This is a genomic window from Streptococcus sp. 20925_1_22 (assembly GCF_041431685.1).
In the GTDB taxonomy this organism is placed as follows: Bacteria; Bacillota; Bacilli; order Lactobacillales; family Streptococcaceae; genus Streptococcus.
In genome coordinates this window covers 306,820-328,673 of record NZ_JAPVYE010000001.1, presented here as the reverse complement: position 1 = coordinate 328,673, position 21,854 = coordinate 306,820, and the positions used below count along the sequence as shown (strand labels likewise).

The 21,854-nt window shown below is 46.7% G+C and carries 26 protein-coding genes; 1 reads left to right on the top strand and 25 read right to left on the bottom strand.

All coding sequences use genetic code 11. The features are described 5' to 3' along the window. Positions 1 to 50: 50 nt before the first annotated feature. The 12 genes from O3621_RS01665 to miaA form a co-directional block, all read right to left on the bottom strand. Positions 51 to 731 carry a DnaD domain protein gene (locus O3621_RS01665; protein ID WP_371513430.1) on the bottom strand — a complete coding sequence of 227 codons (681 nt, stop codon included), beginning with the start codon at positions 729 to 731 and terminating at the stop codon, positions 51 to 53. 8 nt (positions 732 to 739) lie between these two features. Then, positions 740 to 1,681 (bottom strand): homoserine O-succinyltransferase, encoded by a 942-nt coding sequence (metA, locus tag O3621_RS01660; protein ID WP_002924282.1) that lies wholly within the window; start codon positions 1,679 to 1,681, stop codon positions 740 to 742. A gap of 147 nt (positions 1,682 to 1,828) precedes the next feature. Continuing rightward, positions 1,829 to 2,341, bottom strand: coding sequence for an adenine phosphoribosyltransferase (locus tag O3621_RS01655; RefSeq protein ID WP_371513428.1), 513 nt, complete (start codon positions 2,339 to 2,341; stop codon positions 1,829 to 1,831). 275 nt (positions 2,342 to 2,616) lie between these two features. Continuing rightward, the gene (gene recJ, locus O3621_RS01650) at positions 2,617 to 4,839 is read right to left on the bottom strand and encodes a single-stranded-DNA-specific exonuclease RecJ (protein ID WP_314450141.1); all 2,223 of its coding nucleotides are present in this window, start codon (positions 4,837 to 4,839) and stop codon (positions 2,617 to 2,619) included. A 105-nt stretch (positions 4,840 to 4,944) separates the two neighbouring features. After that, positions 4,945 to 5,535 carry an HD domain-containing protein gene (locus O3621_RS01645; RefSeq protein ID WP_314449801.1) on the bottom strand — a complete coding sequence of 197 codons (591 nt, stop codon included), beginning with the start codon at positions 5,533 to 5,535 and terminating at the stop codon, positions 4,945 to 4,947. A gap of 65 nt (positions 5,536 to 5,600) precedes the next feature. Further along, entirely contained in the window at positions 5,601 to 6,635 is a 1,035-nt protein-coding gene (locus O3621_RS01640; RefSeq protein ID WP_125434332.1) for an acyltransferase family protein, read from the bottom strand. Between the two features lie 58 nt (positions 6,636 to 6,693). After that, positions 6,694 to 7,404, bottom strand: a complete 711-nt coding sequence (locus tag O3621_RS01635; protein ID WP_125434333.1) for a class I SAM-dependent methyltransferase — start codon at positions 7,402 to 7,404, stop codon at positions 6,694 to 6,696. 6 nt (positions 7,405 to 7,410) lie between these two features. Continuing rightward, a complete protein-coding gene (locus O3621_RS01630) occupies positions 7,411 to 8,166 on the bottom strand; it encodes an SDR family oxidoreductase (protein ID WP_125434334.1) in 756 nt (251 codons plus the stop codon). Further along, complete coding sequence (gene rnz, locus O3621_RS01625; protein WP_125434335.1) at positions 8,163 to 9,092, bottom strand: ribonuclease Z; 930 nt, start codon at positions 9,090 to 9,092, stop codon at positions 8,163 to 8,165. Before rnz ends, O3621_RS01630 begins: the two co-directional genes overlap by 4 nt. A 10-nt stretch (positions 9,093 to 9,102) precedes the next feature. Then, entirely contained in the window at positions 9,103 to 9,726 is a 624-nt protein-coding gene (locus O3621_RS01620; protein ID WP_185761247.1) for a cystathionine beta-lyase, read from the bottom strand. After that, a complete protein-coding gene (gene hflX, locus O3621_RS01615) occupies positions 9,719 to 10,957 on the bottom strand; it encodes a GTPase HflX (RefSeq protein ID WP_049541726.1) in 1,239 nt (412 codons plus the stop codon). Before hflX ends, O3621_RS01620 begins: the two co-directional genes overlap by 8 nt. A gap of 31 nt (positions 10,958 to 10,988) precedes the next feature. Beyond that, positions 10,989 to 11,873, bottom strand: coding sequence for a tRNA (adenosine(37)-N6)-dimethylallyltransferase MiaA (gene miaA / locus O3621_RS01610; RefSeq protein WP_371513422.1), 885 nt, complete (start codon positions 11,871 to 11,873; stop codon positions 10,989 to 10,991). Positions 11,874 to 11,955: 82 nt separating this feature from the next. Here miaA and O3621_RS01605 point away from each other — a divergent pair, with 82 nt between their 5' ends. Continuing rightward, complete coding sequence (locus O3621_RS01605; RefSeq protein WP_002895160.1) at positions 11,956 to 12,126, top strand: DUF3042 family protein; 171 nt, start codon at positions 11,956 to 11,958, stop codon at positions 12,124 to 12,126. A 139-nt stretch (positions 12,127 to 12,265) separates the two neighbouring features. Here O3621_RS01605 and O3621_RS01600 read toward each other — a convergent pair whose 3' ends face one another. The 13 genes from O3621_RS01600 to O3621_RS01540 all read right to left on the bottom strand — a co-directional run bounded on the left by O3621_RS01600 (position 12,266) and on the right by O3621_RS01540 (position 21,834). Beyond that, positions 12,266 to 12,736, bottom strand: a complete 471-nt coding sequence (locus O3621_RS01600; RefSeq protein WP_371513420.1) for an N-acetyltransferase family protein — start codon at positions 12,734 to 12,736, stop codon at positions 12,266 to 12,268. 11 nt (positions 12,737 to 12,747) lie between these two features. Next, positions 12,748 to 13,497 carry a hypothetical protein gene (locus O3621_RS01595; RefSeq protein WP_371513419.1) on the bottom strand — a complete coding sequence of 250 codons (750 nt, stop codon included), beginning with the start codon at positions 13,495 to 13,497 and terminating at the stop codon, positions 12,748 to 12,750. Between the two features lie 33 nt (positions 13,498 to 13,530). Next, a complete protein-coding gene (gene hisE, locus O3621_RS01590) occupies positions 13,531 to 13,845 on the bottom strand; it encodes a phosphoribosyl-ATP diphosphatase (RefSeq protein ID WP_371513417.1) in 315 nt (104 codons plus the stop codon). Positions 13,846 to 13,962: 117 nt separating this feature from the next. Beyond that, the gene (gene hisI, locus O3621_RS01585) at positions 13,963 to 14,307 is read right to left on the bottom strand and encodes a phosphoribosyl-AMP cyclohydrolase (protein WP_371513415.1); all 345 of its coding nucleotides are present in this window, start codon (positions 14,305 to 14,307) and stop codon (positions 13,963 to 13,965) included. Next, positions 14,307 to 15,065, bottom strand: coding sequence for an imidazole glycerol phosphate synthase subunit HisF (gene hisF / locus O3621_RS01580; RefSeq protein WP_371513413.1), 759 nt, complete (start codon positions 15,063 to 15,065; stop codon positions 14,307 to 14,309). Before hisF ends, hisI begins: the two co-directional genes overlap by 1 nt. Positions 15,066 to 15,067: 2 nt before the next feature. Continuing rightward, entirely contained in the window at positions 15,068 to 15,790 is a 723-nt protein-coding gene (gene hisA / locus O3621_RS01575; RefSeq protein ID WP_371513411.1) for a 1-(5-phosphoribosyl)-5-[(5-phosphoribosylamino)methylideneamino]imidazole-4-carboxamide isomerase, read from the bottom strand. After that, on the bottom strand, positions 15,768 to 16,391 hold the full coding sequence (gene hisH / locus O3621_RS01570; RefSeq protein ID WP_371513409.1) for an imidazole glycerol phosphate synthase subunit HisH: 624 nt from the start codon (positions 16,389 to 16,391) through the stop codon (positions 15,768 to 15,770). Before hisH ends, hisA begins: the two co-directional genes overlap by 23 nt. A gap of 34 nt (positions 16,392 to 16,425) precedes the next feature. After that, the gene (gene hisB, locus O3621_RS01565; RefSeq protein ID WP_002912765.1) at positions 16,426 to 17,010 is read right to left on the bottom strand and encodes an imidazoleglycerol-phosphate dehydratase HisB; all 585 of its coding nucleotides are present in this window, start codon (positions 17,008 to 17,010) and stop codon (positions 16,426 to 16,428) included. 11 nt (positions 17,011 to 17,021) lie between these two features. Further along, positions 17,022 to 18,314, bottom strand: a complete 1,293-nt coding sequence (hisD, locus tag O3621_RS01560; protein ID WP_371513406.1) for a histidinol dehydrogenase — start codon at positions 18,312 to 18,314, stop codon at positions 17,022 to 17,024. After that, positions 18,311 to 18,955: an ATP phosphoribosyltransferase gene (gene hisG, locus O3621_RS01555; RefSeq protein ID WP_371513404.1), complete on the bottom strand. Its 645-nt coding sequence runs from the start codon at positions 18,953 to 18,955 to the stop codon at positions 18,311 to 18,313. The genes hisD and hisG overlap by 4 nt, the downstream gene beginning before the upstream one ends. Beyond that, positions 18,952 to 19,941 carry an ATP phosphoribosyltransferase regulatory subunit gene (locus tag O3621_RS01550; protein WP_371513402.1) on the bottom strand — a complete coding sequence of 330 codons (990 nt, stop codon included), beginning with the start codon at positions 19,939 to 19,941 and terminating at the stop codon, positions 18,952 to 18,954. The genes hisG and O3621_RS01550 overlap by 4 nt, the downstream gene beginning before the upstream one ends. Before the next feature lie 55 nt (positions 19,942 to 19,996). Next, entirely contained in the window at positions 19,997 to 21,055 is a 1,059-nt protein-coding gene (gene hisC / locus O3621_RS01545; RefSeq protein WP_371513401.1) for a histidinol-phosphate transaminase, read from the bottom strand. Between the two features lie 473 nt (positions 21,056 to 21,528). Further along, on the bottom strand, positions 21,529 to 21,834 hold the full coding sequence (locus tag O3621_RS01540; protein ID WP_125338581.1) for a DUF4298 domain-containing protein: 306 nt from the start codon (positions 21,832 to 21,834) through the stop codon (positions 21,529 to 21,531). Between the last annotated feature and the right edge of the window lie 20 nt (positions 21,835 to 21,854).

Genomic DNA, 21,854 nt, shown 5'->3' with positions numbered 1-21,854 from the left:
TAAAACCAAGAGCCTGTCATATCTAACAGGCCACTATAAATATAATAACGTCAGTCCTTCCACAAATTCATGGCATTGAGGAAATCATCTGAAACTGTCACATTTTGAGGATTAGCGGCTTCACGTTCTTCCCGCTTGGCTTCTACCTGAGCAAGCGTAGTGATGCCTTCCTTGCGCCAATTGCGCAAGATAGCCTGAATATACTTCCAGTTGGCTTTGCCATTAAACACAGCCTCACGAAGGGCAGCCTTGACCAAGTCAGGATTGGTTTTATCGTCTTGGACAGTCTTAGTCAAATCCTCAATTTCAAAGGGGGTCAAGAGACGGCCCAACTCCTGCTGGAAGGTCTCCACCAAGTCTTTTAATACATTCTGAGGTGCCTTTGCCACAGTCTGCGAACCACTTTTGGCTGCCAACAGTTCATCCAGCTTTTCCAAAGCCGGTGAAGCATCAAAGATAACCTCTGTCTCTCCATTCAGTTCAATGGTTTTATACTGCAAGAGACCTTTCTCTGTCAGATGGGACATAGAGCGATTAACTTCTGACAGGGTCTTGCCAATGTGCTCCGCAATCTGACTAGGCGCCAGCTCTTCCAAAGAAGTCGTATTTTGCAGATAGAAAAACTGCCAGACCAAAAAATCATCGCTGGAATCAAAGATGTCCTTAAAATGTAAAAGAAGAGCACTCGGGATTACTAGATTGCCCGATTTAAAAGCTGATAAATAAGTCATGTCACCTCTTATAGATAAGCAAAAAACGATACATCATTTTCAGGACTTTCCCAGTCAAAAGGCGTCTCCTGATAGACAGCATAATTGACCCAATTGCTGAAAAAGAGTGCAGCGGCCGAACTCCAGCACAAGGCCGGTGTCGTATGGACATCATCGTTTTTAAAATAATTCTCTGGAATGTGTGGATTCTTCCCTGCCTTCAAGTCGCGGAAATACTCCTTGGATAGAGTATCGCGGTCGTATTCCATGTGACCGAAGCTATACACCTCTCGCAAGTCTCGGCTAGCCAGCACAGAGAGACCCGTATCCTCTCCATACGAGAGAATTTCCAGATTAGTCAGATTGACAATATCTTCCTTCAGAACTTCAGTATGACGGGAATGCGGCGCATAAAACTCATCGTCAAAGCCACGAAAAAGCAGATTGCTGCTGTCAGCTGACTGGCTATAGACACCCGATAATTTGCGCGTCATCTGGTGCTTGTCAACGCCGTAGCGAGCGTAAAGTCCAGCCTGAGCTCCCCAACAGATATGCAAAGTCGAAAAGACATGGGTCTTGGACCATTCAATCACTTGCTGGAACTCTTCCCAATAGTCCACCGCTTCAAAAGGCAGATGCTCTACCGGTGCACCAGTGATAATCAAGCCATCAAAATAGCGATTTTTAACCTCATCAAAAGTCTTATAAAAAGTCTCCATATGCTCTGCACGTGTCGTTTTAGACTGGTGAGAGCTCATGTAGAGGAAGTCAATAGTCAACTGCAGCGGCGTATTAGCCAAGTGGCGCAGTATCTGAGTTTCCGTCACCATTTTCTGGGGCATGAGATTGAGTACCAGAATATTCAGAGGGCGGATATCCTGATGGTCCGCCCTGTCGTCATCCATGACAAAGATATTCTCAGAACTTAAAATGTCCACAGCTGGCAGTTTCTTATCAATCTTAATTGGCATGAAAATATCTCCTTCAATCGTTAGAAAGGCTTGGAAATACTTTTCCAGCCTATTCTTTGTTTATAGAATGTACTTTCATTATACTGAAAGGAGATATAGTTTTCAATTATACTTTTTCTCTAACTAGATATAGCTAGAAACTATGTATTAATAGTGCATCAGAACCTTGTAGTCGTATTCACCGATAGCTTCGCGACCCTTGAGCTCATCTAGCTCAATAAGGAAGGCGCATCCAGCAACTATACCGCCAAGGCGCTCAATCATCTCAATCGTCGCCTTCACTGTTCCGCCAGTCGCAAGAAGATCATCCACGATTAGAACGCGTTGACCTGGTTTGATGGAATCAGCATGCATCGTTAAGGTATCAAGGCCGTACTCTTTTTCGTAATCTGCTGAGATAACTTCGCGTGGTAATTTTCCAGGTTTACGAACAGGAGCAAAACCAATACCCAATTCAAAAGCCACAGGGCATCCTACAATGAAACCACGTGCTTCTGGGCCTACAATCATATCGATTTTTTTGTCAGTTGCATATTGTACAATTTCACGAATAGCGTAGCTATAGGCATTTCCATCTGCCATCAATGGGCTAATGTCACGAAAAGTGATCCCTTCTTGTGGATAATTTTCGATCGTTGCAATGTAGTCTTTTAAATTCATGATATACTTTCTTTCAAAAAAATTTTTTACTCTCTATTATATCACTTTTTCATTCAAATGGTAATAGAAAACTTACTTTTTATTGGTATCTATTATTTAATCTGAAAAATCATGTCTGAGTCATTTATAGACCACCATATTGAGACTGGGATTGAGTTGGTTATTCTTTATAATCACTTCTTCTACTAGCTCCAAGAACGAAATTTCCTTTTCCCTAAAAGGCTGAGCTATAGGTCCAAGCCACTCACTTTTTAACGAGATTAGCTGCACAATTTTCAGTCCGCTTCCATCAAATAATCATAAATCTCCTGCACAGTACCTAGAGCCATGAGTTCTTGTTCTTTGACAAGGCGCTTGAGGTCTTGGTAAATGTGACTGCTGTCAATTTCTTTCTTTTCAGCTTCCTTATTGACCGTCATGACGCCTTCCGTGATGCTGACAAAGCCCAGCTCTTCAAAAATCTGAATCATTTTGACCAAGAGAATAGGGTCTATTTTCAGATAAGCTGCTAGATTCTTGAGCTTATAGCGAACATCAAACTCGGGGAACTGATAGATAGTCTTGTAGAGTTTGGCAAATTGCTCACGGGAACCGTAACCTGTCAGATAGTATGGCTTGGCAATCTCATTCTTAAAGTAAATTGCTTCGAAATCCTGAGACTGAAGAATCTTCTTCAAGACCTGCAAATCATCAGGCAGGTCATAAACCACAACTGCTCTGCTATTTGTCAAATCCGGCAATTCCTCTGTGAAACGTAAGACAGGAACCTTGTCAGGTAGCGTCGCATTTTTGCTACGAATATTGAAAAGCTGAACACCGTCCACACGGGCATCTACCAGCATGAGCTGGAGACTGGTCTGTCCATTCCATTTATTGACAGAGAGGCTGACAGCCAGCTCCAGATTCTTGGTTTGGGCAAACTCTGTCGCCAGGCTTCCTTGCCCAAAAGCTACTACTTCAAAAGATGCATCTTCCTGAGAAATTTTCAGCTTGAGATGGCTATTGCCAGCCCCCATAGTCCGAGCATTGTCCACTTTAAAGTCCTTGAGGTAAAAAAGCGGCTTCTTATTATCCATACCAAAAGGAGCCAGTTTTTCGAAGCTTTTGAGTGTATCAAGGGTCAGTTGTGGCAGGTGCAGCTCCTCATCTAAATACAGGGCTGTTTTGCCAGTCAAATCCAAATCATTGTCTAAGATGTATGCTGTTAAGATATCAGTAAGTTCCACCAGCTTGTCTGCTTCGAGAGTCATCCCAGCTGCTCCAGCATGGCCACCAAAGGCTACAAAGAGGTTACGGTGGCTGTCTAAGGCCTCAAAAATATTGACCGCTTCAATACTGCGGGCGCTGCCCTTAGCGATGCCATCCTCGATATTAAGCACTATGACTGGCTGGTGCAGCTCTTCCAGCAAGCGCCCAGCGACAATCCCTAGCACACCGGGATTCCAGCCTTCCTTGGCCAGCACCTGCACTGGTCTCTTAGGATCCAGCATGGTTTGTGCCTCTTCATAAATCTGCTGGACGATTTCCTTGCGCTCGTCATTTTTCTGGTTAATCATAAGCGCAATATCACGAGCTTCTTCATCGTCAAAGCCTGTTAAAAGCTCAACTGCTGGATTGGGATCATCCAGCCGCCCCAGTGCATTGAGTCTGGGGGCAAGCTGGAAACCAACCGTTTCTTCGTCCAGTTCGTCAGGCTGAATGCCAGCGATTTTGAAGAGTTCCTGAAGTCCTATTCGCTGGGTATTTTTGAGGACGGAAAGGCCGTATTTGACCAAAATCCGATTTTCCCCCGTCAGACTGACCATATCGGCAATGGTACCAATAGCAACTAAGTCCAAAAGTTCGACTTGGACTTCTTCCAGCAAGGCTGTTGCCAGCTTAAAAGCCACCCCACAACCGGCTAGATGCTTGAAAGAATAATCCGCTCCGCTATGTTCCGGATGGACAATCGCATAGGCGTTTGGCAGCTCATCAGGCATGGAGTGATGATCCGTAATGATAACATCCACACCCAGAGACTGGGAAAGCTCGATAGCTTCAAGGCCAGCCACTCCATTATCTACTGTAATAATGAGCGAGATGCCTTGATTTTCAATAAAATACTTGTAAACACTGCTATTAGGGCCATAGCCATCCGTAAAGCGATTTGGCAGATAAACTTGACACTCAGCACCCAACTGCTCCAAGGCTTCCTTGACAATAGATGCCGAGGTCATCCCATCAGCATCATAATCACCATAGATCAAAATCTGTTCGTAATTCTCAATCGCTGCGCGAATGCGCTCCACTGCCCGATCCATATCATGCAGGTCATAAGGATCGTGAAGCTGGTCTAAACTAGGCTCCAAAAATTCCTGTAAAGCCTCTTCAGTCTGCACACCTCTTTGGTAAAGAAGACTGGCAGCGGCAGATTCTAATCCAGCTTTCTTAGCCTTTTTTAAAAAATTTTCGTCTGTAAAATTAGTGGCAAACTGCCAGTCATATTTTGAGCTAATCATGATGAGTGAAACACTTTCTCCGTTCAATCTTGTCTGAATATTATAACATGAAAAGACTGGTTCAACCAGTCTCAAACTTTCTATCTACGAGCAAAACTCTCAGGCTCACTCATCTAGGTAAAGCCCCTTAGCAACACTTTGATCAATAACTTCCTGAGCCAATTCCCAAAGAGATTCAGAGGTTTCTTTGATAAAGGATTTTTTCGCAATAACCTGCGACTTGGTCAGGCCATGAGGGTTATCATGAGGCTGAGCAACTTCCAAGTGATTGAGCAGGGGAACCAGAGCATCCAGCACTCGGGCATATTTAGCCTCTATGCTAATGCCTGTCTCAAACTCCTGCCAAAGCTCTAAAAAGGAATCCTGCTGATCTAACGGCAGCTTGTCTAAACTGATTTTCAAGGAGTCCAGCTCTCTATCGTAAGAATCGCTCTTGCCCACGTCGTCAAAGATAAAGGTATCGCCAGCATATATTTCGCCCAAATCATGAATCAATAACATAGACATGACCTTTTCTAGATTGACCTCTTCAGGAATATATTCTCGAAAGACGAGCGCCATGAGCGCCCCCTGCCAACTATGCTCAGCAGAATTTTCAAAACGATAAGCGTCCAAGGTTCGATTGTTGCGATGAGTGGCTTTCAGTTTTTCCAGCTCATTGGTAAAAGCCAGCTGCTGTTGTAGACGTTCAAGCATGTGGAACTCCTTTGAAATGTTTTTATAGCTAATTCTATTTAAAATTGATAGTTGTTCTTAACGCTCTATATGATTTTCTTTCCTCGCCATCGAATCACCAACTCTGAAGTCAGATGGGTCAGGATAATCGTCAGAAGGAAGGCCCAACGGCCATTTTCCCACTTGGTCAACTGCTGGGATTTGAGCAGAAAGAAAGATAACTCAATAAAGATAGGATGGAGGAAGAAATAAAGGATACTTAGATCTTTTAAATGTCGCCAGTTTTTTTCGCGCTTCCACTCTGCGTTTAGTAGCCAGTTAAATAAGAAAAGTGTAAAGGGAATGAGAGCAAAGAAAAAGTTTTTATCTAATCCCTGCCTGATATAAACCAGCACTCCTTCACCTGCTAGGAAAAGACTTACCAACAGAAGAGAAAGCCAGCGTTTTTTCTGAAATAAGGCTATCTGCCCGTAATCAGCTAGAAAGTAGCCTAAATAGATAAAAATGGGCGTATAGAAGAGGCCATTCCTGCTAGTGAAAAAGAGCTTGGCATAGGCATCGTACCAGTCTGTCAGCAGATTAGGCGCCAGATAGGCGTGATAAGTCTCAATAGCACCTAAGGCGTAGAGAATTAACAAAAGAGCAAATGTTTTCTTTGGACCCAATTTCCTATACAAGAAATGGACCAGCAGCAAACCTAAGAGAAAGGCAGGAATATACCAGAGCTGGTAGCTCATTCCGATGTAGAAGAGCGCTGCTAGAATAGCCAGCGGAGCTAGGTAGAGAGGCAAGTGCAGAGATTGGAAGTAAGTCAAAGCATAGGGGAGATAGACCAAGCTCCAAAAGCCATAAACCTTTAAAATGCCTTTAATATACAGAGTCAGTTTCGTAGAACCGTGTTCTCGCTTCCAGCGTAATCGGAAAAAATAGGCTGAAGAAATTAAAAAGAAAGGAACCGCCATGCGACCAAACATACTCTTTTGAACAAAATGCAGGGCTTCATGTTCAAAAAGCCTCTGGCAATGGACCAAAATTACCAAAATAGAAGCAATATATTGAAAAAGGCTGAGCAAGGCATAATTGACTGGCTGCCCTGGCCCTATGACTTCTCTCTTTTGCATCAAGCTTTCTCCTTACGAGGTTTGTTTAAGATGTAAATGAGCACTTTTTCCCTTTGACCTAGGACTTGGCTAGCCAAACATGCTGAAAGGCAGCGATGTCTCGATAAGGAGATTGGTTACAGACTGCTAACTCCATCTTAAGCATCTTTTCAGCCCAATCAGGGGCAATTTTGTAGTCATTGGATTGCAGCCCGTAAAAAATCCGTATCCCTTGATAATCCTCAACTTCTAAAGGCAGACCTGAAATCACTTCCTGAATCTGATAGACCTTAGCAGCTCCCATGCTGTGGGTTTGATATTCCTGTCCCGCCAACAGTTGCTGGGCTTTTTCTATGTCATTTTCAAAAACCACTGTATGCATAATGCGCCCAACCTCGTGATGCTTGACCAGAGAAATTTTGCCGTCCTTTTTTAAGAGGCGGGAAAATTCTGCTAAATAAAGAGCAGGGTCAGATACATACTCTAAGACATTATGACAGATGATGACATCAAAAGACTGGTCCGGCAGATTTTGCAGAAAGCCCAAGCTGCCTTGCAATTGCTCATAGGAAAAGTCCTGCTTGCGCTCAGCAATCATTTCTGGGCTTGGCTCGATGGCGGTCACTTGGTTCTTTTCCGCTAGAAAATCAGCCACAATCCCAAAACCGCTGCCGAAATCAAGAATTTTCTGGCCCTTAAGTGACTCTAGAAAGGCAAAAACAATATCATACTGAAGCTTGCCCCAAGGCGCCTGCAGATGAGCTTTGTAGGCTTGTAGATTAGCTGGCATAAAACCTCACTTATAGTTAAACATATTGGCTGCCATCTTGTCGGCAATTCTTGGAAAAAGGGTATAAAGCTTGTGAGCTAGATTGAGAATCCCTGGTAGATTCATTTCCCGCTTATTTTTACCAAAGGAACTGACAATTTTGCTCGCTACAAAATCAGGCTCAAGGATATACTTGTCGACTGCTTTTACATAGGAACCATCAGGATCTGCCTGATCGAAAAAGGCTGTTTTGATAGGACCTGGATTAACCGTCGTGACATAGACCCCAAAAGGCAGGAGTTCCAAACGCAGGGCATTAGAAAAGCCAATCGCCGCAAACTTAGTCGCTGAGTAAAGACTGGACTTGCTACTGGCAATGAGGCCGGCCATACTAACGATATTGACGATGTGTCCTTGACCTGCCTGCTTCATGCGAGCTCCAAAGAGCCGGGACAGATTCATCAGGGCAAAGGTATTGACTTCAAACATGGCCTCAATATCACTGGAGCTGATTTTGTCAAATTCCTCAAAAATCCCATAGCCAGCGTTATTGACCAGGACATCAACACGACCGTACTGGCTGTCAATCCGCTCAGCAAATCTTTCCAAAGCTGAGCTATCTGTGATATCCAGCTCCACTAAGTCAAGAATTTCCCTTTCTCCATATAGTTTTTCCAGCTTAGCCTTGCTCCGTCCGACCAAAATCAGTCGGTCATGGGGCAAGAGCTTAACCATTTCCTGAGCTAGCCCACCGCTAGCCCCTGTGATGATGATGGTTCTCATATCTCAACCTCTTCCAAGTCCTTGACCACATGGACCTTTTCAAAGACAGCACTGGCATCGCGACGCATTTGGCTGATGTCCTTGGCTAGAAAGCGAGCACTGATATGGTTGAGGAGAAGGCGCTTGGCACCTGCTTCCTTGGCTACTTCTGCGGCTTGCATATTGGTAGAATGACCGTGATTGCGGGCCAATTTTTCGTCTCCCTTGCCATAGGTCGCTTCATGGACCAACACATCTGCTGCCACTGCCAGACGGACGCTGGCAGCAGTCTTCCGAGTATCACCCAGAATAGCAATGGTCTTGCCTGGACGAGGAGCTGAGATATAGTCTGCTGCAATAATTTTGGTCCCATCTTCTAGGACGATATCCTGACCGTTCTTGACCTTACCAAAGAGAGGACCAAAAGGTACGCCCGCCTCTCTTAGCTTGTCTGCATCCAGCGTTCCTTCCAAATCTTTCTGCATCACCCGATAACCCACACAGAAAATTGTGTGATCCAGCTTATCCGCATAAACTGTGAACTTGTCCGTTTCAAGAATCTTGCCCAGACTGTTTTCATCAAACTCATGAAAATCAATCCGATAAGGCAGACGAGAGCCAGACACGCGCAGGCTAGACAGGACAAAGTTTTTAATGCCTTTGGGACCATAAATTTCCAAGTCAGTCTGCTCTTCATTAGCCTGAAAAGAACGACTGGACAGAAAACCCGGCAAGCCAAAAATATGGTCGCCATGCAGATGCGTGATAAAAATCTTGCTGATTTTGCGCGGTTTAATTGTCGTCTCCAAGATCTGGTGCTGGGTCCCCTCACCACAGTCAAACATCCAGACCTCATTGATCTCCTCTAACAGCTTGAGGACAAGGCTGGACACATTGCGAGCTTTGGATGGCTGACCGGCTCCGGTTCCTAAAAATTGTAATTGCATGTTTTTCTTTCTAAATGATATAAATCATAGCAGAGCGATTCTGCGAGTGATAGTATTTCCTGCCAGAATAGGACTGAGCCAGCTGACTGACTTCATCTTGATTGTAGCCCAGAACTCTCTGGCTGCCATCAGCTAGCTGCTGCCAATCGGTCAAAGCAGTCAACTCCTGACTATTAACGACTTGAGACTCAGCATTGAGAGGTACCATTTTTATTCTCCCAGCTTCTTCGTAAACCAAGTACTGTGGAAAGACTTGGGCGATTTCAAAGAGCAAGTCAGCTGATACCGGCTCTGGCTTTTCAGGGAAGACCAAGCCGACTTCCTCGCTCTCATAGCAAAATCCATAGGACTTGCCAGAAAGATTAAGCCGTACAAAAGGTTTATTTTCTACAAAGCTAGGCTCCGTATTCCACAAGTCCAGCGCCTGAGTAATTTCTAGAAAATAGGCTGTTGCGGCTTCCGGACTTTTCTTTTGATAAAGCTCAGCAAAGTAAGCATTGATAACGCTGGGCGGAGGAGTGATGAAGCTACGCTTCTGCTCCTTTGTCAGTCCAGCCAATACTTGCTCTAAGTAGACCCTGTCTAGGCTAGTAAAACCGCCGTATTTCAGGGCCAAGTCAATATAATCAGTCATAAAATTCTTCCAGTTTCCATTTGTTTTTCTCGGCAATCCAGCCTGAAATGACTTCGACATCGTCTATGTATTCTCGATTTCCCATAATCGCGACTTTCTCTAAATCATGAATCTTGTAAGCTTTAGCCGGCGCTACTTTGATGGTAAAAGGCAGGAAAATCTCTTTCATCCGCTCCAGTAGGACTTGCTGCAAAATAGCTCTGCTATTGTCCGCCTTAGCCGAAATTAAAGAATAAGGAGTCAGGGTCGGAGTGAAATACTCCGCCTTGTCTGCTTTGTTATAGAGAGTCAGCCGGGGAATATCCAGCATGTCCAGCTCTTTCATGATGTCGAGTACGGTCTTTTCATGCTCCTCATGATGAGGGTCGCTGGCGTCAATAACATGGACCAGCAAATCGACATTTTTACTCTCTTCTAGTGTGGATTTAAAGCTGGATACCAGCTCTGTCGGCAAATCCTGAATGAAGCCAACTGTGTCTGTCAGAGTGACATTGAGCTGGCCACTGAGGTTGATGTTCTTGGTCGTAGCGTCTAGCGTCGCAAAAAGCTCGTCTGCCTCATACTGGCTTTTGCTGGTCAAGCAGTTCATGATCGTAGACTTTCCAGCATTGGTATAACCGATGAGACCGATTTTGAAAATACTGGATTCCAGCCGTTTTTCACGAACGGTAGCCCGATTTTTCTCCACTGCCTTGAGCTGGCGCTCAATATCATGAATCTGATTGCGGACACTGCGTCGATTGAGCTCCAGCTGGCTTTCACCAGGACCACGGGAGCCAATTCCACCTGCCTGACGGCTGAGCATAATACCCTGCCCAACCAAGCGAGGAAGCAGATACTTAAGCTGGGCCAGATGCACCTGCAGCTTGCCCTCATGGCTCCTAGCTCTCATGGCAAAAATATCCAAAATCAGTTGCATACGGTCAATGACCTTGACCCCCAAGCTTTCCTCCAGATTGACATTTTGGCGAGGTGTCAGACGGTTATTGACGATGACGGTCGAAATCTCTTCAGCATCAACTATCTGCCGGATTTCTTCTAACTTACCAGAACCGACAAAGGTCTTGCTGTCATACTTTTCCCGCTTCTGGCTATAGGAACCGACTACCTCAGCTCCTGCCGTCTTAGCTAGACTTTGCAGCTCCTCCATGGATAGGTCAAAATTTTCCGTGTCTGCCAGCTCTACACCGACCAAAAAGACACGCTCTGTTTTTTTCTCTGTTTCTATCATCTCATATCCTTACTAAGACTTGGTCAGCCAGCTACTTGTCCAAAAACTTCCTGATGTCTTCCATGACCTGATTTTTGTAGTCTGAATTTCCCACCTGATAGAAGGTCACGGACATCCGGTTGCGAAACCAAGTCAGCTGGCGCTTGGCAAAACGGCGGGTATTCTGCTTGAGCTTGTCTACTGCCTCTTCAAGGCTCATCTGACCTTCAAAGTAGGGGAAAAGTTCCTTGTAGCCGATACCCTTGCTGGCTTGACTGGTCGGAGCCTGCTCATACAACCTGCGGGCTTCTTCTAAAAGTCCGGCTTCTAGCATCAGATCCACTCGCTGATTGATTCGCTCATAAAGTCGCTCTCGCTCATCATCTAGGCAAATCAGCAGGGCTTCATAGTCTGGTTGATTGTTTTCTAGTTGACCACCTAACTGAGCAATCTCTAGCGTCCTCATAGCCCTGCGTCGATTTATCTGAGGAATCTCGATACCCAGCTCTGCTATTTTCCTAAACAAAGCCTCATCTGACCAACTGTCCAGCTGCGCCCGATAGGCCAGAATCTTCTCGTGAGAAACGGAGCCGCCCAGATGATAGCCCTCGAGCAAGCTCTGGATATAGAGCCCTGTGCCACCGCAAATGATGGGAAGCTGACCTTGAGCCGCAATTTCGCGAATAGCCTGAGCCGCCTCAGTCACAAAATCATAGGCTGAGTAGCTTTCTCCAACCTTCCGCACATCCAGCAGATGATGGGGAATGCCCTCTTGCTCTTCAGGACGAATCTTAGCCGTGCCAATATCCAAGCCACGATAGACCTGCTGGCTGTCACCGCTGATGATTTGGCCATTGAAGCGCTTGGCCACCTCGATACTCAGAGCCGTTTTTCCGATCGCCGTAGGTCCCACTATCACAATTATCTTGGTTTTCATCTTTTTTCCTTGAAAAAATTTTGATTTTTCGTTACTATTAATTATAACATAAATAATAAAAGTTCAGAAAAGGAGAAATCACATGGCTAAAGGATTTGGAAAAGGCGTTCTTACAGGAGTTGCAGCTACTGTTGCTGCTGTGGCAGGCGCAGTATATGCAGTTAAGAAAAAAGTCATCGAACCTGAAGAACAAAAAGCGGCTTTCATCGAAGAAAACCGTAAAAAAGCAGCTCGCAAACGTGTAGCACACTAATCTTGCATATGTCACTAAAAAGCCTGGATTTTTTCCAGGTTTTTTTCTTTTGAAGGAGAAAACTTAGTCAAAATTGAGTTTCCACCTAGAACAAACGATAATGTGAAAAGACCGCTCGTTTGGGTGGTCTTTCCTCTTGCTACAATTGACACAGCATCAAATAATCATCTTCCCTCTCTTCAACCGTGACAAAGCCCAGTCTTTGATAAAAGCCAACGGCGGGATTGTCTTTGGAAACAGAAAGGGAGACACTTGGGTAGTCTTTGGCCTTGAGCAAGTCCAGCATGGCTGTCATCAACTGCTGCCCTAGACCTTGACCCCTGAACTCAGGCAGGAATGAAATCGACAGAGAACGAGTCCGGTCGTCATAATAGCCGTAATCTTTCATGATGCGAACCCAAACAGCTCCGACCAGCTGGCCGTTCACTTCTGCTGCTAAAGCCCAATCATCTGGCTGCTGACCAAAGTCCTTGATATACATCTCTAGTTCTGGCTCCTTCAAGATACTTCTAGGCAGCGGCACTAGATCTTGGGATATGAAAATAGCTTGGTAAAGAAATTCCTCTAAGAGCGGGATTTCCTCTGGTTTTAAGGACCTAATCTCGGTCATGATTTCTCCTTCTAGATCAACTGCTCTTCACCTATGCCAGCCTCCGCTAAGATTTTGGCAACTCGGTCAAACTGCAAGCGAAAATGCTCCAGCTTGTGGCCGTCTGATCCCACTGAAAAGCGCTGGCCGCCCAGCTCCTTGACTAGCGAAAGAGCGTAGATATAAAGTTCCTCATGATCATATAGATACATGGACTTGCAGTTGAGCTCAAAAGCCAGACCATGGTCAATCATCTTTTGAAAAAGCTGTAGCATTTGCGGTTCAAAAGTTCTTAACTCCTCTACGGTAAGCGCAAATTTTCGGAAACCATAGTCAAAGTGAGCTAGAACATCTGCTGGCACAGCCTCAATAGCCTCTTCCAGCTCTCTTAGGTAGTGGGGAATTAACTCCGTCTTATTCAGCTGCAAGACTGGCTCTTCCAGATAGTCAAAACTGCCATTGTGGTGGACAGACAATAGTTTGAGGTCGTATTCCTTGTCCGTTAGGAAAGCTAGGATATCGTCCTTACGCGGAGCGTAATAGCCAATTTCAATACCCTTTTTGATGCGGTTGCCATATTGCTGGTTCAGCTCTGCTATTTTTGCTGAATAGGCCTCATAGTCAGGCACATCATCGTGGAGCGAGGCAGCTTCGTAAGGGTAGGGATTGGACAAATCATAGTGCTCAGTGGTGACAATCTCGCCCTCGTAATGGTCCAGATAGTCACAGAAATCTGCCTCAGAATCATAGGAAAAATAGGTATGAAGATGGTTGTCGCGCATGCTGAACCGCCTTTCTACAAATCTTGTGTCACTTTAGTAATGGTCAATTTCAGGTCGGTCATGAATCCGGCTCTGCTTTCCCTGACGGGCCTGGAGGACGGCCTCTACCTCTTCCAGACTGACGCCAGTCTCGACGAGAGCGACCGCCAGATGGTAGAGCAGATCAGCTGTCTCATTGGCCATCTCGTTCTTGTTAGCATTTTTAGCCGCAATGACCACTTCTGTCGCTTCTTCACCGACTTTTTTGAGAATTTTGTCCAGCCCCTTGTCATAGAGATAGCTTGTATAGGAGCCTTCCTTAGGCTCTTTTTTGCGTTTGAGGGCTTCTTGATAGAGGTTTTCTAGCATAGTATCTCCTTGTTACTGTCTTTATTTTACTATAAAATACAATTCTTTCCAATGGCGGGCTGATGTCTTAGTTTTATTTTTGCATTAACCAAGTACTAAAGTAAACCAAGGGAGTTTTTAGTCAGTTTTGCTGTCTTCTTCATCCCAGATTGTATGGAAAAAGCAGGATTTGGAACCGGTGTGGCAGGCAGCTCCCAGCTGGTCTACCTCGATCAGCAGGGTATCTTGGTCGCAATCAGCTGTGATTTTTTTGACGATTTGATAGTGGCCGCTGGTGGCTCCCTTATGCCAAAGCTCCTGACGTGACCGGCTCCAGTACCACATCTGACCGCTAGTGCAGGTCAACTGGTAGGCTTCTTCATTGAGATAGGCCAGCATGAGCACTTCTTTGCTGGTGTGGTCTAGGATAATGGCAGGTATAAGACCGCCTTGCTTTTGAAAGTCTAACTTCACTTCTGTCATCAGACGCGTACCTCCAATCCAGCTTCCAGCATGGCTTTTTTGGTTTCAGCGATGGAGACCTGACCATAATGGAAAATCGAGGCTGCCAAGGCACCCGTCGCTGCAGTGTTTTCAAAAATTTCTAGGATATGCTGGCTACTGCCAGCACCACCAGAGGCGATGATGGGAACGGAAGCCACTTGGGAGACGGCTTCCAGCATTGGCAAGTCAAAACCAGACTTGGTCCCATCCTTGTCCATACTGGTCAAAAGAATTTCCCCCGCTCCAAGACTGACAGCTTCTTGAACCCAGTCTAACAGGTCACGACCGCTGTCCTTGCGGCCACCAGCCAGATAGACATGCCAGCTGCCATCCGCTTCTTTCTTAGCATCCACGGCCAGCACCACACATTGACTGCCGAATTTCTCAGCGCAGTCAGCTAAAAGCTGAGGATTTGCCAATGCTGAGGAATTAACCGCAACCTTATCCGCCCCAGCCTGCAGCATCCGCTTCATATCCTCAACCGTGCGAATGCCACCCCCGACGGTAAAGGGAATGAAAACCTGCTTCGCCACGCGCCGGACCATCTCGACCGTCGTGTCCCGCTCCTCATGGGTGGCGGTGATGTCCAGAAAGACCAACTCATCGCAGCCTGCTTCATAGTAAGCCTTGGCCGCATCAACTGGATCGCCCACATCAGTCAGATTGACAAAGTTGATACCCTTGACCACCCGACCGTCCTTGACATCCAGACAGGGAATGATTCGTTTTTTCAGCATGGCTAGCCCCTTTCTGCTTCCTTGATCTGCTCTAGGCTAACTCGTCCACTGTAATAGGCCTTGCCCACAATGGCACCAGCCAAGCCCAGCTTTTTCAGCTCTTCCAAATCCTCTGCTGACTGAATGCCGCCAGAGGCAATGACTTGAGCATCCTTGAGCGCTGCCAGCAATTTTTGGTAATGCTGGATATTGGGGCCAGTAAGAGTCCCGTCTCGGTCCACATCCGTATAGACGAAGAGGCGAACGCCGATTTTTTCCATGGCCAATGCTAGGCTGATATAGTCCTGATTGCTGGTTTCCAGCCAGCCCTCAGTCGCAACCAGCCCTGCTTTCGCATCAATGCCAATCACGATTTTGCTGCTTCCAAAGCACTCCAGTGCAGCCTCAACAAATTCAGGATTTTTAACAGCCATAGAGCCAATAATGACACGGTCAATGCCAACCTCCAGGTAATCTTCAATCTGCTCCAGACTGCGGATGCCGCCCCCGACTTGGATGGCTAGGCCAGTCTCCGCTTTAATCTGGGAAATCAAATCTCGATTGGCCGCCCGACCTTCTAAAGCCCCGTCCAAGTCAACCACATGAATCATGGTAACACCGGCTTCTTTGAAAACTCGAGCTTGCTCCAAGACATCGGGATTGACTACCGTCTTCTGACTAAAATCTCCTTTAAAAAGGCGGACGGCCTGGCCGTCTTTGATATCAATAGCGGGCAGTATTTTCATAGACATACTCCTTAAACTTCTCTAGGATACCGAGACCGACAGTCCCTGACTTTTCTGGGTGAAACTGACAGCCAAAGACCGATCCTCGGTGAATCATGGCTGGGATAGGCAACCCATAATCAGCCGTCACATCCAAGTACTCTTCCGGAACATCTGTATAGTAGCTATGGACAAAATAAACTGACTGGCCCTCTAGACCAGCTGTCAAAGCAGACGACTGCTGGACCTGTAAGTCATTCCAGCCCATGTGGGGCACAGGCAGACCAGCCTGGTCCGGAATCCGGCGGCAAACACCAGGAATCAAGCCCAGTCCAGAACTTTGACCATTCTCCAATCCAGACTCCAGCAGGAGCTGCATGCCTAAGCAAATGCCCAAGAGAGGCTTGCCATCAGCCACAGCCTGCTGGATAACGGAGGCCAGCCCTCGCCTTTCCAACTCCTGCATAGCCGCAGGAAAAGCACCGACTCCTGGTAAAATCAAACCATCTGCATCCGAAATTTCCTGCGGATCAGCTGACAGACGCGCTGCTACTCCGACCTGAGCCAGAGCGCGGAGGACATTGGCAGTATTTCCCGCGTCATAATCAATAACAATCATCATCTCTACATCAACTCCTTTCACTCAGAAGGGCAAGCTAGAGCAAGCCCTTGGTGGAGTTGACTCCATGAATCTCAGGATTTATCGTAATAGCCTCCCGCAGAGCTCGTCCAGTCGCTTTAAAGAGACTTTCCGCCTTGTGGTGGCTGTTCTTGCCATGAAGGATTTTCAGGTGCAGATTCATCTGCAGATTAAAGGCTAGGGCTTGGAAAAATTCCTCTACCAGCTCAGTATCAAAATTCCCAAGCTTGGGATTGTCAAAATCAGCCTCAAAAACCAGATAGGAGCGACCGGATAGATCCAGACTAGCCATACCCAGCGTTTCATCCATAGGCACAAAGCTAGTGCCGTAGCGGTTGATACCAGCCTTGTCTCCCAAAGCCTGACGCAGAGCCTGCCCCAGCACGATGCCTACATCCTCAACCGTATGGTGGCTGTCCACCCATAGGTCACCTTCAGCCTTGACCGTCAGAGAAATCCGACTGTGGCGGGCAAAAAGGGTCAGCATGTGGTCAAAGAATCCGACACCGGTCTCGATAGCTACCGGCTCCTGTTGGTCCAGATTCACAGCCAGTTCAATATCGGTCTCCTGTGTTTTACGCTTGATTTCAGCTTGTCTCATGGCAACTCCTTTTATTTTTCCTGTCTGCGGGCTTCGATGGCCTTGGCATGTCCCTGCAGGCCTTCTGCATAGGCCAGACTGGTAATATCCTTGTCGGCCGCCCCTACAGCATCACGGCTGTACTGGGTGTACTGGATGCGCTTGATGAAGTCATAGACACCCAGAGCTGATGAAAAACGGCTGGTGCTGGTTGTCGGTAAAACGTGATTGGCTCCCGCATAGTAGTCACCGATTGGCTCACTAGTATAATGCCCCAGAAAGACAGAGCCAGCATTTTCAACCTGATCCAGATAGCTGTAAGCATCATCCATGGCAATTTCCAAATGCTCCGGTGCCACCTGATTCATGAGCTCAAACATAGCTTCCTTAGAAGGTGCAAGGATGATGCGGCCGTTGTTCTCAATCGAAGCACGCGCGATTTCCTCCCGCGGCAGCTCTTTCAGCTGTCTGTCCAGCTCTGCTTCGACTTGGTCTGCCAGCTCCTCCGAGTCGGTCACCAGAATAGCCCGAGCCAGCTTGTCGTGCTCAGCTTGCGACAGAAGGTCGGCCGCCACATAGACTGGACTGGCTGAACAATCCGCAATGACTCCAATCTCCGAAGGCCCAGCAATCATGTCAATCCCCACGACACCATAAACCATCTTCTTGGCTGTAGCCACAAAGATATTGCCCGGTCCCGTTATCTTATCCACCTTGGGAATGGTCTCAGTTCCGTAAGCCAGGGCTGCTACACCTTGGGCTCCGCCAATTTGGAAAATTCGATCCACACCAGCAAGCTTGGCAGCGACCAAAATCGCGGGGGTAAAATGCTCCTGGGGCGGTGTAATCATGATAATTTCTTTGACACCAGCAATCTTGGCTGGGATAACATTCATGAGTACGGAGGACGGATAGGCTGCGGTGCCACCAGGTACATAGGTGCCAACCCGCTCAATTGGCCGAATCAACTGACCACGGATAACGCCCTCGCTGGGACTATCCTCAAAACCAGTCTCCAACTGCTGGCGATGGTAGGATTCGATATTAGCTTGGGCATTTTTCAGAGCGGACAAGACCTCTGGATCAATCTCCTCAAAGGCCTGGTCAATCAGCTCCTGCCCAATCTCAAAATCTGTCACCTCAACCTTATCAAAGAGCATGGTATAGTCTCTCAAAGCTTGGTCACCGTCTTGTTTGACCGTTTCTATAATCTCAGCCACCGCTTCTTCCACATCTAAGTTCTGCTGACTAAGCTGCAGCTGCTCTTCGTATAAAATCCGTGAAATTTCTTCGTTACTTCCACTTAAACACTTGATAATTGTCATTTAAAAGCCACCTCTTTTCTTCCTACTAGGGATTCAATCTTTGCCACAAAAGGAATGATATCCGGGTTATTTTTCAGGGAAGCCTGATTGGCAATGAGGCGGGCCGACACCCGACAAATGTCCTCAAAAACCAGCAGGCCGTTAGCTGACAAGGTATGCCCTGTCTCCACAATATCGACAATGGCATCCGCCAGACCCAGCACCGGTGAAATCTCCACGCTACCTTGGATGGAGATGATTTCCACATCTTCCCCTTTTTGATTAAAATAATCAGTCGCCACCGTCGGGTACTTGGTCGCAATCCGCTTGCGCTTGTGATCATGAGGGTCATAGCTGGGCACTGAGGCCAGTGAGAATTTACAAAGGCCAAAGTTCAGATCCAGCAGCTCCAGATAGCCGGTCGGATGCTCAAAGAGAATGTCCTTGCCGACAATTCCTAGATCAGCAACTCCATTGCGCACATAGGTCGTCACATCAGGCCCTTTGACCAAGAGAAAGCGAAAGCGACCGTCGGGGCTTTCAAAAATCAAGCTGCGCCCCTTGTCTGCCATGAAGGACATATCAAAGCCAGCCTGGGTCAAGAGCTTGACCGTATCTTCCTCAATCCGCCCCTTGGTCAGGGCAATGGTAATCTGACTCATCTGCCATCACCTCCCTTTCCGCCCTCGTCAGGCAGGTCATCATGAATGGCCTGATAGACACTGTCAATGTCTAGGGACCAGCCGATAGCTGTCAGCTCTGCTGCCCCGAAGCGCTTGAAAAGCTGGTCATAGCGACCACCAGATAGAAAGGCATCTGGCACTCGGTCGCCAAAGACCTTGAAGGTAAGGCCAGTATAGTAAGGCATGGCCGCTACCTGCCCCAAGTCCATGGTTGTCTGATCCAGCAAGCCTGATAGGCTCCGCAAAACTTGCTCCACATCATCTAAAGCCATCAATATCCGCTCGTTGTCAACTATCTCTCTAGCCCTAGCTAAAACCTGTTGGCTAGGACCAAACAGATAGGGAAGCTCTTGTAAAAAATCATCAAATTCACTCGATCTGGTCTGGGTGAATTCAAAGAGTCCCGTCCTATTTTTCTTGCGAATATAATCTAGCAGCTGGGCCTCCTCCTGCGAATCCAAGGCCAAACTCTCTAGGATGGTCTGCAAGATTGCCGCATGGGAAAACTCAAACTGATAAGACTTAACCTGCGCCAAATCCAGCGACTGCTTGGCTGTCTTGATAGCCTCAAGCACCGCCTCGCGAGCTGGATAGCCGATAATCTCAATACCAGCTTGGCTGAGCTCGTTGGCAAGACCGCGCAGCTCCTCTTGATAGTGAAAGACCTTGCCCGAATAGGAAAACTTGGTCGGCGTATGCACCCTGGTCGAAGCAATAACCCGACCAATCTGGCTGGTCACATCTGGCCTCAGCACCAATAGCTCGCCCTTTTTATCGAAAAGATGATAATGATGGGGCTCCACATGGTCACTGAAGACCTCAAAATGCTCCAAAGTCGGCGTGTCAATCCGATTGAAGCCCTGAGCCATCAGGAAATCACTGATGTCCCGCTCAATCTCGTAGGTCACGCGCGCCCTCTTGAAAAGCTTATCGTGCATGCCAATCGGAAGGGTGATTTTATTCATAGGCTACTTTCCTTTCTTGCTCTATTCTTACACTGGCTGCCTTTGAGTCAAACTCTCAGCTGCTGCAAATTTCCTTGATAGCTGCCAGGACTGTTTCCATCTCCTCTCGCCGTCCAATAGAGATGCGCAGAAAGTCTTTGATTCGCTCTGCTTTTGGAAAATACCGCACATAAATTCGACGCTCCTCTAGCTTCTGGAAAAGCTCTGCTGCAGAGATTCCACTAGGCTGAGCTAGGACAAAGTTAGTCTGACTTGGCAGGACTTGGAAATCCAGCACAGCCAATTCCTCAGCGAACCAATCTCGGGTCTCTTGAATGGCTCTACCGGTCTCGAGATAATAATCCCAGTCTTGCACTGCCGCAAGGGCTAATCGCTCTGCTAACATATCCACTGAGTAAGGATTGATGGAGTCCTTAACTGCTTTCATTACAGCTATTAAGTCTGGATGACCGATGCCGTAGCCTACCCGCAGACCAGCTAAAGCAGCATCCTTGGAAAAGGTCCGTGTGATAAAGAGGTTGGGATAGGTTTCTAGCATAGGCAGGACAGATTGGCCGCCAAAGTGAATATAAGCCTCATCCACCACCACTACTACATCCTGATTGGACGCCAGAATTTCTTCTAACTGTTCAAGCGGCAGATAAATCCCTGTCGGAGCATTGGGATTGGCTAGGATAATACCGCCATTGTCTCCAAAATAATCTGACGGATGGACCTCAAAATCAGCTGTCAAAGGGATTTCTTGAAAAGGCACATGGTAGAGGTCGGCCCAGACCTTGTAAAAACCATAGGTCAAGTCCGGAAATAAGACTGACTCGCCGCTGTTAAAGAAAGCCAGGAAAGCCATGGATAAGATGTCGTCACTCCCGTTACCAATAATGAGCTTGTCAGGTGATAGACCCAAGTTTGCCGCCAAAGTTTGACAGAGCTCCGCCTGATCCAAACTGGAATACTTGCGCAACTCCTGGCCATCAAAGTTCTGCAGGGCCTCTGCCACCTTAGGACTTGGTCCATAAGCATTTTCATTGGTATTGAGCTTAATCATGTCTGGCTCATTGGGCTGCTGCCCTGCTACATAGGGATTGATCTGCCTGAGTCCTTTTAGCTTAACCATCTTGCCACCTCTCTTTCACACATTAGCCATTATCTGACTCTGATTATCTTTTAAAACTTCTAATAAATGAAAAACGAAATTTATCGCTTTGCTAAAGGAAAATAGGGGAATCTTCTGGTTTAAATATAATAAAAAGCCCTCGCAAAAAAACTTTGCAAGGACGTTGACACGCGGTTCCACCTTTATTCAGCCCTCAGTCGCCTGAGGACCCTCTGGGAGTACGGGACTCCAGATTGATAACGGCAATCAGCCGTCGGACACTAGTCTCAGACTGCTGACTGATTTCGCATCCGCACTCAAGAATGTGTCGTCTAAGGATTGCATGCCGTCTCACCATTAGGCACTCTCTGTTTCTTGTCTCAGACTTTTTCTCTCATCGCTTTCAATTTATTGTTGAATATTCTACATGAATTTTTATTAAAAAGCAAGAGGAAAATTGAAAAAAATTAAATATTTTTTTCTTTCTAAATGAATTAACGTTCTTTCAGCATAGAGCTGGACAAGTCCAACAGATTAATCGCTGTTTCAAAATGCTCCCCCATCAGGTCATATACAGCATCTTCACTTAAGACGCCGCAAGCTATATTTTCAGGGAAATCCGGTCCATTCGAGAATTCTAAATCATCAAAAAATTCCTGACCAGTATAGTAGTCCCTCAACTGGATATAATCTGACTGGCAGCGCTCCAGCTCAGCTAAAGCTTCCTGAGCACTTGCTAAGACCTGAGAATATTTATTCAGGTGCTTTTCCATTTTTTGAATACGTTCTAACTGTTCCACAGGCTTCCTTCCTTTCTGGA

What these genes read in the sequence shown, in the direction of transcription:
- O3621_RS01630 (WP_125434334.1), bottom strand. Translation starts at nt 8,166, where the DNA reads ATGAGAACCATCATCATCACAGGGGCTAGCGGTGGGCTAGCTCAGGAA.
- hisD (WP_371513406.1), bottom strand. Translation starts at nt 18,314, where the DNA reads ATGACAATTATCAAGTGTTTAAGTGGAAGTAACGAAGAAATTTCACGG.
- hisF (WP_371513413.1), bottom strand. Translation starts at nt 15,065, where the DNA reads ATGCTGAAAAAACGAATCATTCCCTGTCTGGATGTCAAGGACGGTCGG.
- O3621_RS01640 (WP_125434332.1), bottom strand. Translation starts at nt 6,635, where the DNA reads ATGCAAAAGAGAGAAGTCATAGGGCCAGGGCAGCCAGTCAATTATGCC.
- hisE (WP_371513417.1), bottom strand. Translation starts at nt 13,845, where the DNA reads ATGCTAGAAAACCTCTATCAAGAAGCCCTCAAACGCAAAAAAGAGCCT.
- O3621_RS01665 (WP_371513430.1), bottom strand. Translation starts at nt 731, where the DNA reads ATGACTTATTTATCAGCTTTTAAATCGGGCAATCTAGTAATCCCGAGT.
- miaA (WP_371513422.1), bottom strand. Translation starts at nt 11,873, where the DNA reads ATGAAAACCAAGATAATTGTGATAGTGGGACCTACGGCGATCGGAAAA.
- O3621_RS01655 (WP_371513428.1), bottom strand. Translation starts at nt 2,341, where the DNA reads ATGAATTTAAAAGACTACATTGCAACGATCGAAAATTATCCACAAGAA.
- rnz (WP_125434335.1), bottom strand. Translation starts at nt 9,092, where the DNA reads ATGCAATTACAATTTTTAGGAACCGGAGCCGGTCAGCCATCCAAAGCT.
- O3621_RS01635 (WP_125434333.1), bottom strand. Translation starts at nt 7,404, where the DNA reads ATGCCAGCTAATCTACAAGCCTACAAAGCTCATCTGCAGGCGCCTTGG.
- metA (WP_002924282.1), bottom strand. Translation starts at nt 1,681, where the DNA reads ATGCCAATTAAGATTGATAAGAAACTGCCAGCTGTGGACATTTTAAGT.
- hisH (WP_371513409.1), bottom strand. Translation starts at nt 16,391, where the DNA reads ATGATGATTGTTATTGATTATGACGCGGGAAATACTGCCAATGTCCTC.
- O3621_RS01645 (WP_314449801.1), bottom strand. Translation starts at nt 5,535, where the DNA reads ATGCTTGAACGTCTACAACAGCAGCTGGCTTTTACCAATGAGCTGGAA.
- O3621_RS01595 (WP_371513419.1), bottom strand. Translation starts at nt 13,497, where the DNA reads ATGCGCGACAACCATCTTCATACCTATTTTTCCTATGATTCTGAGGCA.
- hisA (WP_371513411.1), bottom strand. Translation starts at nt 15,790, where the DNA reads ATGAAAATACTGCCCGCTATTGATATCAAAGACGGCCAGGCCGTCCGC.
- hisC (WP_371513401.1), bottom strand. Translation starts at nt 21,055, where the DNA reads ATGGTTAAGCTAAAAGGACTCAGGCAGATCAATCCCTATGTAGCAGGG.
- hisI (WP_371513415.1), bottom strand. Translation starts at nt 14,307, where the DNA reads ATGACAGAAGTGAAGTTAGACTTTCAAAAGCAAGGCGGTCTTATACCT.
- recJ (WP_314450141.1), bottom strand. Translation starts at nt 4,839, where the DNA reads ATGATTAGCTCAAAATATGACTGGCAGTTTGCCACTAATTTTACAGAC.
- O3621_RS01600 (WP_371513420.1), bottom strand. Translation starts at nt 12,736, where the DNA reads ATGACCGAGATTAGGTCCTTAAAACCAGAGGAAATCCCGCTCTTAGAG.
- O3621_RS01605 (WP_002895160.1), top strand. Translation starts at nt 11,956, where the DNA reads ATGGCTAAAGGATTTGGAAAAGGCGTTCTTACAGGAGTTGCAGCTACT.
- hisG (WP_371513404.1), bottom strand. Translation starts at nt 18,955, where the DNA reads ATGAGTCAGATTACCATTGCCCTGACCAAGGGGCGGATTGAGGAAGAT.
- hisB (WP_002912765.1), bottom strand. Translation starts at nt 17,010, where the DNA reads ATGAGACAAGCTGAAATCAAGCGTAAAACACAGGAGACCGATATTGAA.
- hflX (WP_049541726.1), bottom strand. Translation starts at nt 10,957, where the DNA reads ATGATAGAAACAGAGAAAAAAACAGAGCGTGTCTTTTTGGTCGGTGTA.
- O3621_RS01620 (WP_185761247.1), bottom strand. Translation starts at nt 9,726, where the DNA reads ATGACTGATTATATTGACTTGGCCCTGAAATACGGCGGTTTTACTAGC.
- O3621_RS01550 (WP_371513402.1), bottom strand. Translation starts at nt 19,941, where the DNA reads ATGAATAAAATCACCCTTCCGATTGGCATGCACGATAAGCTTTTCAAG.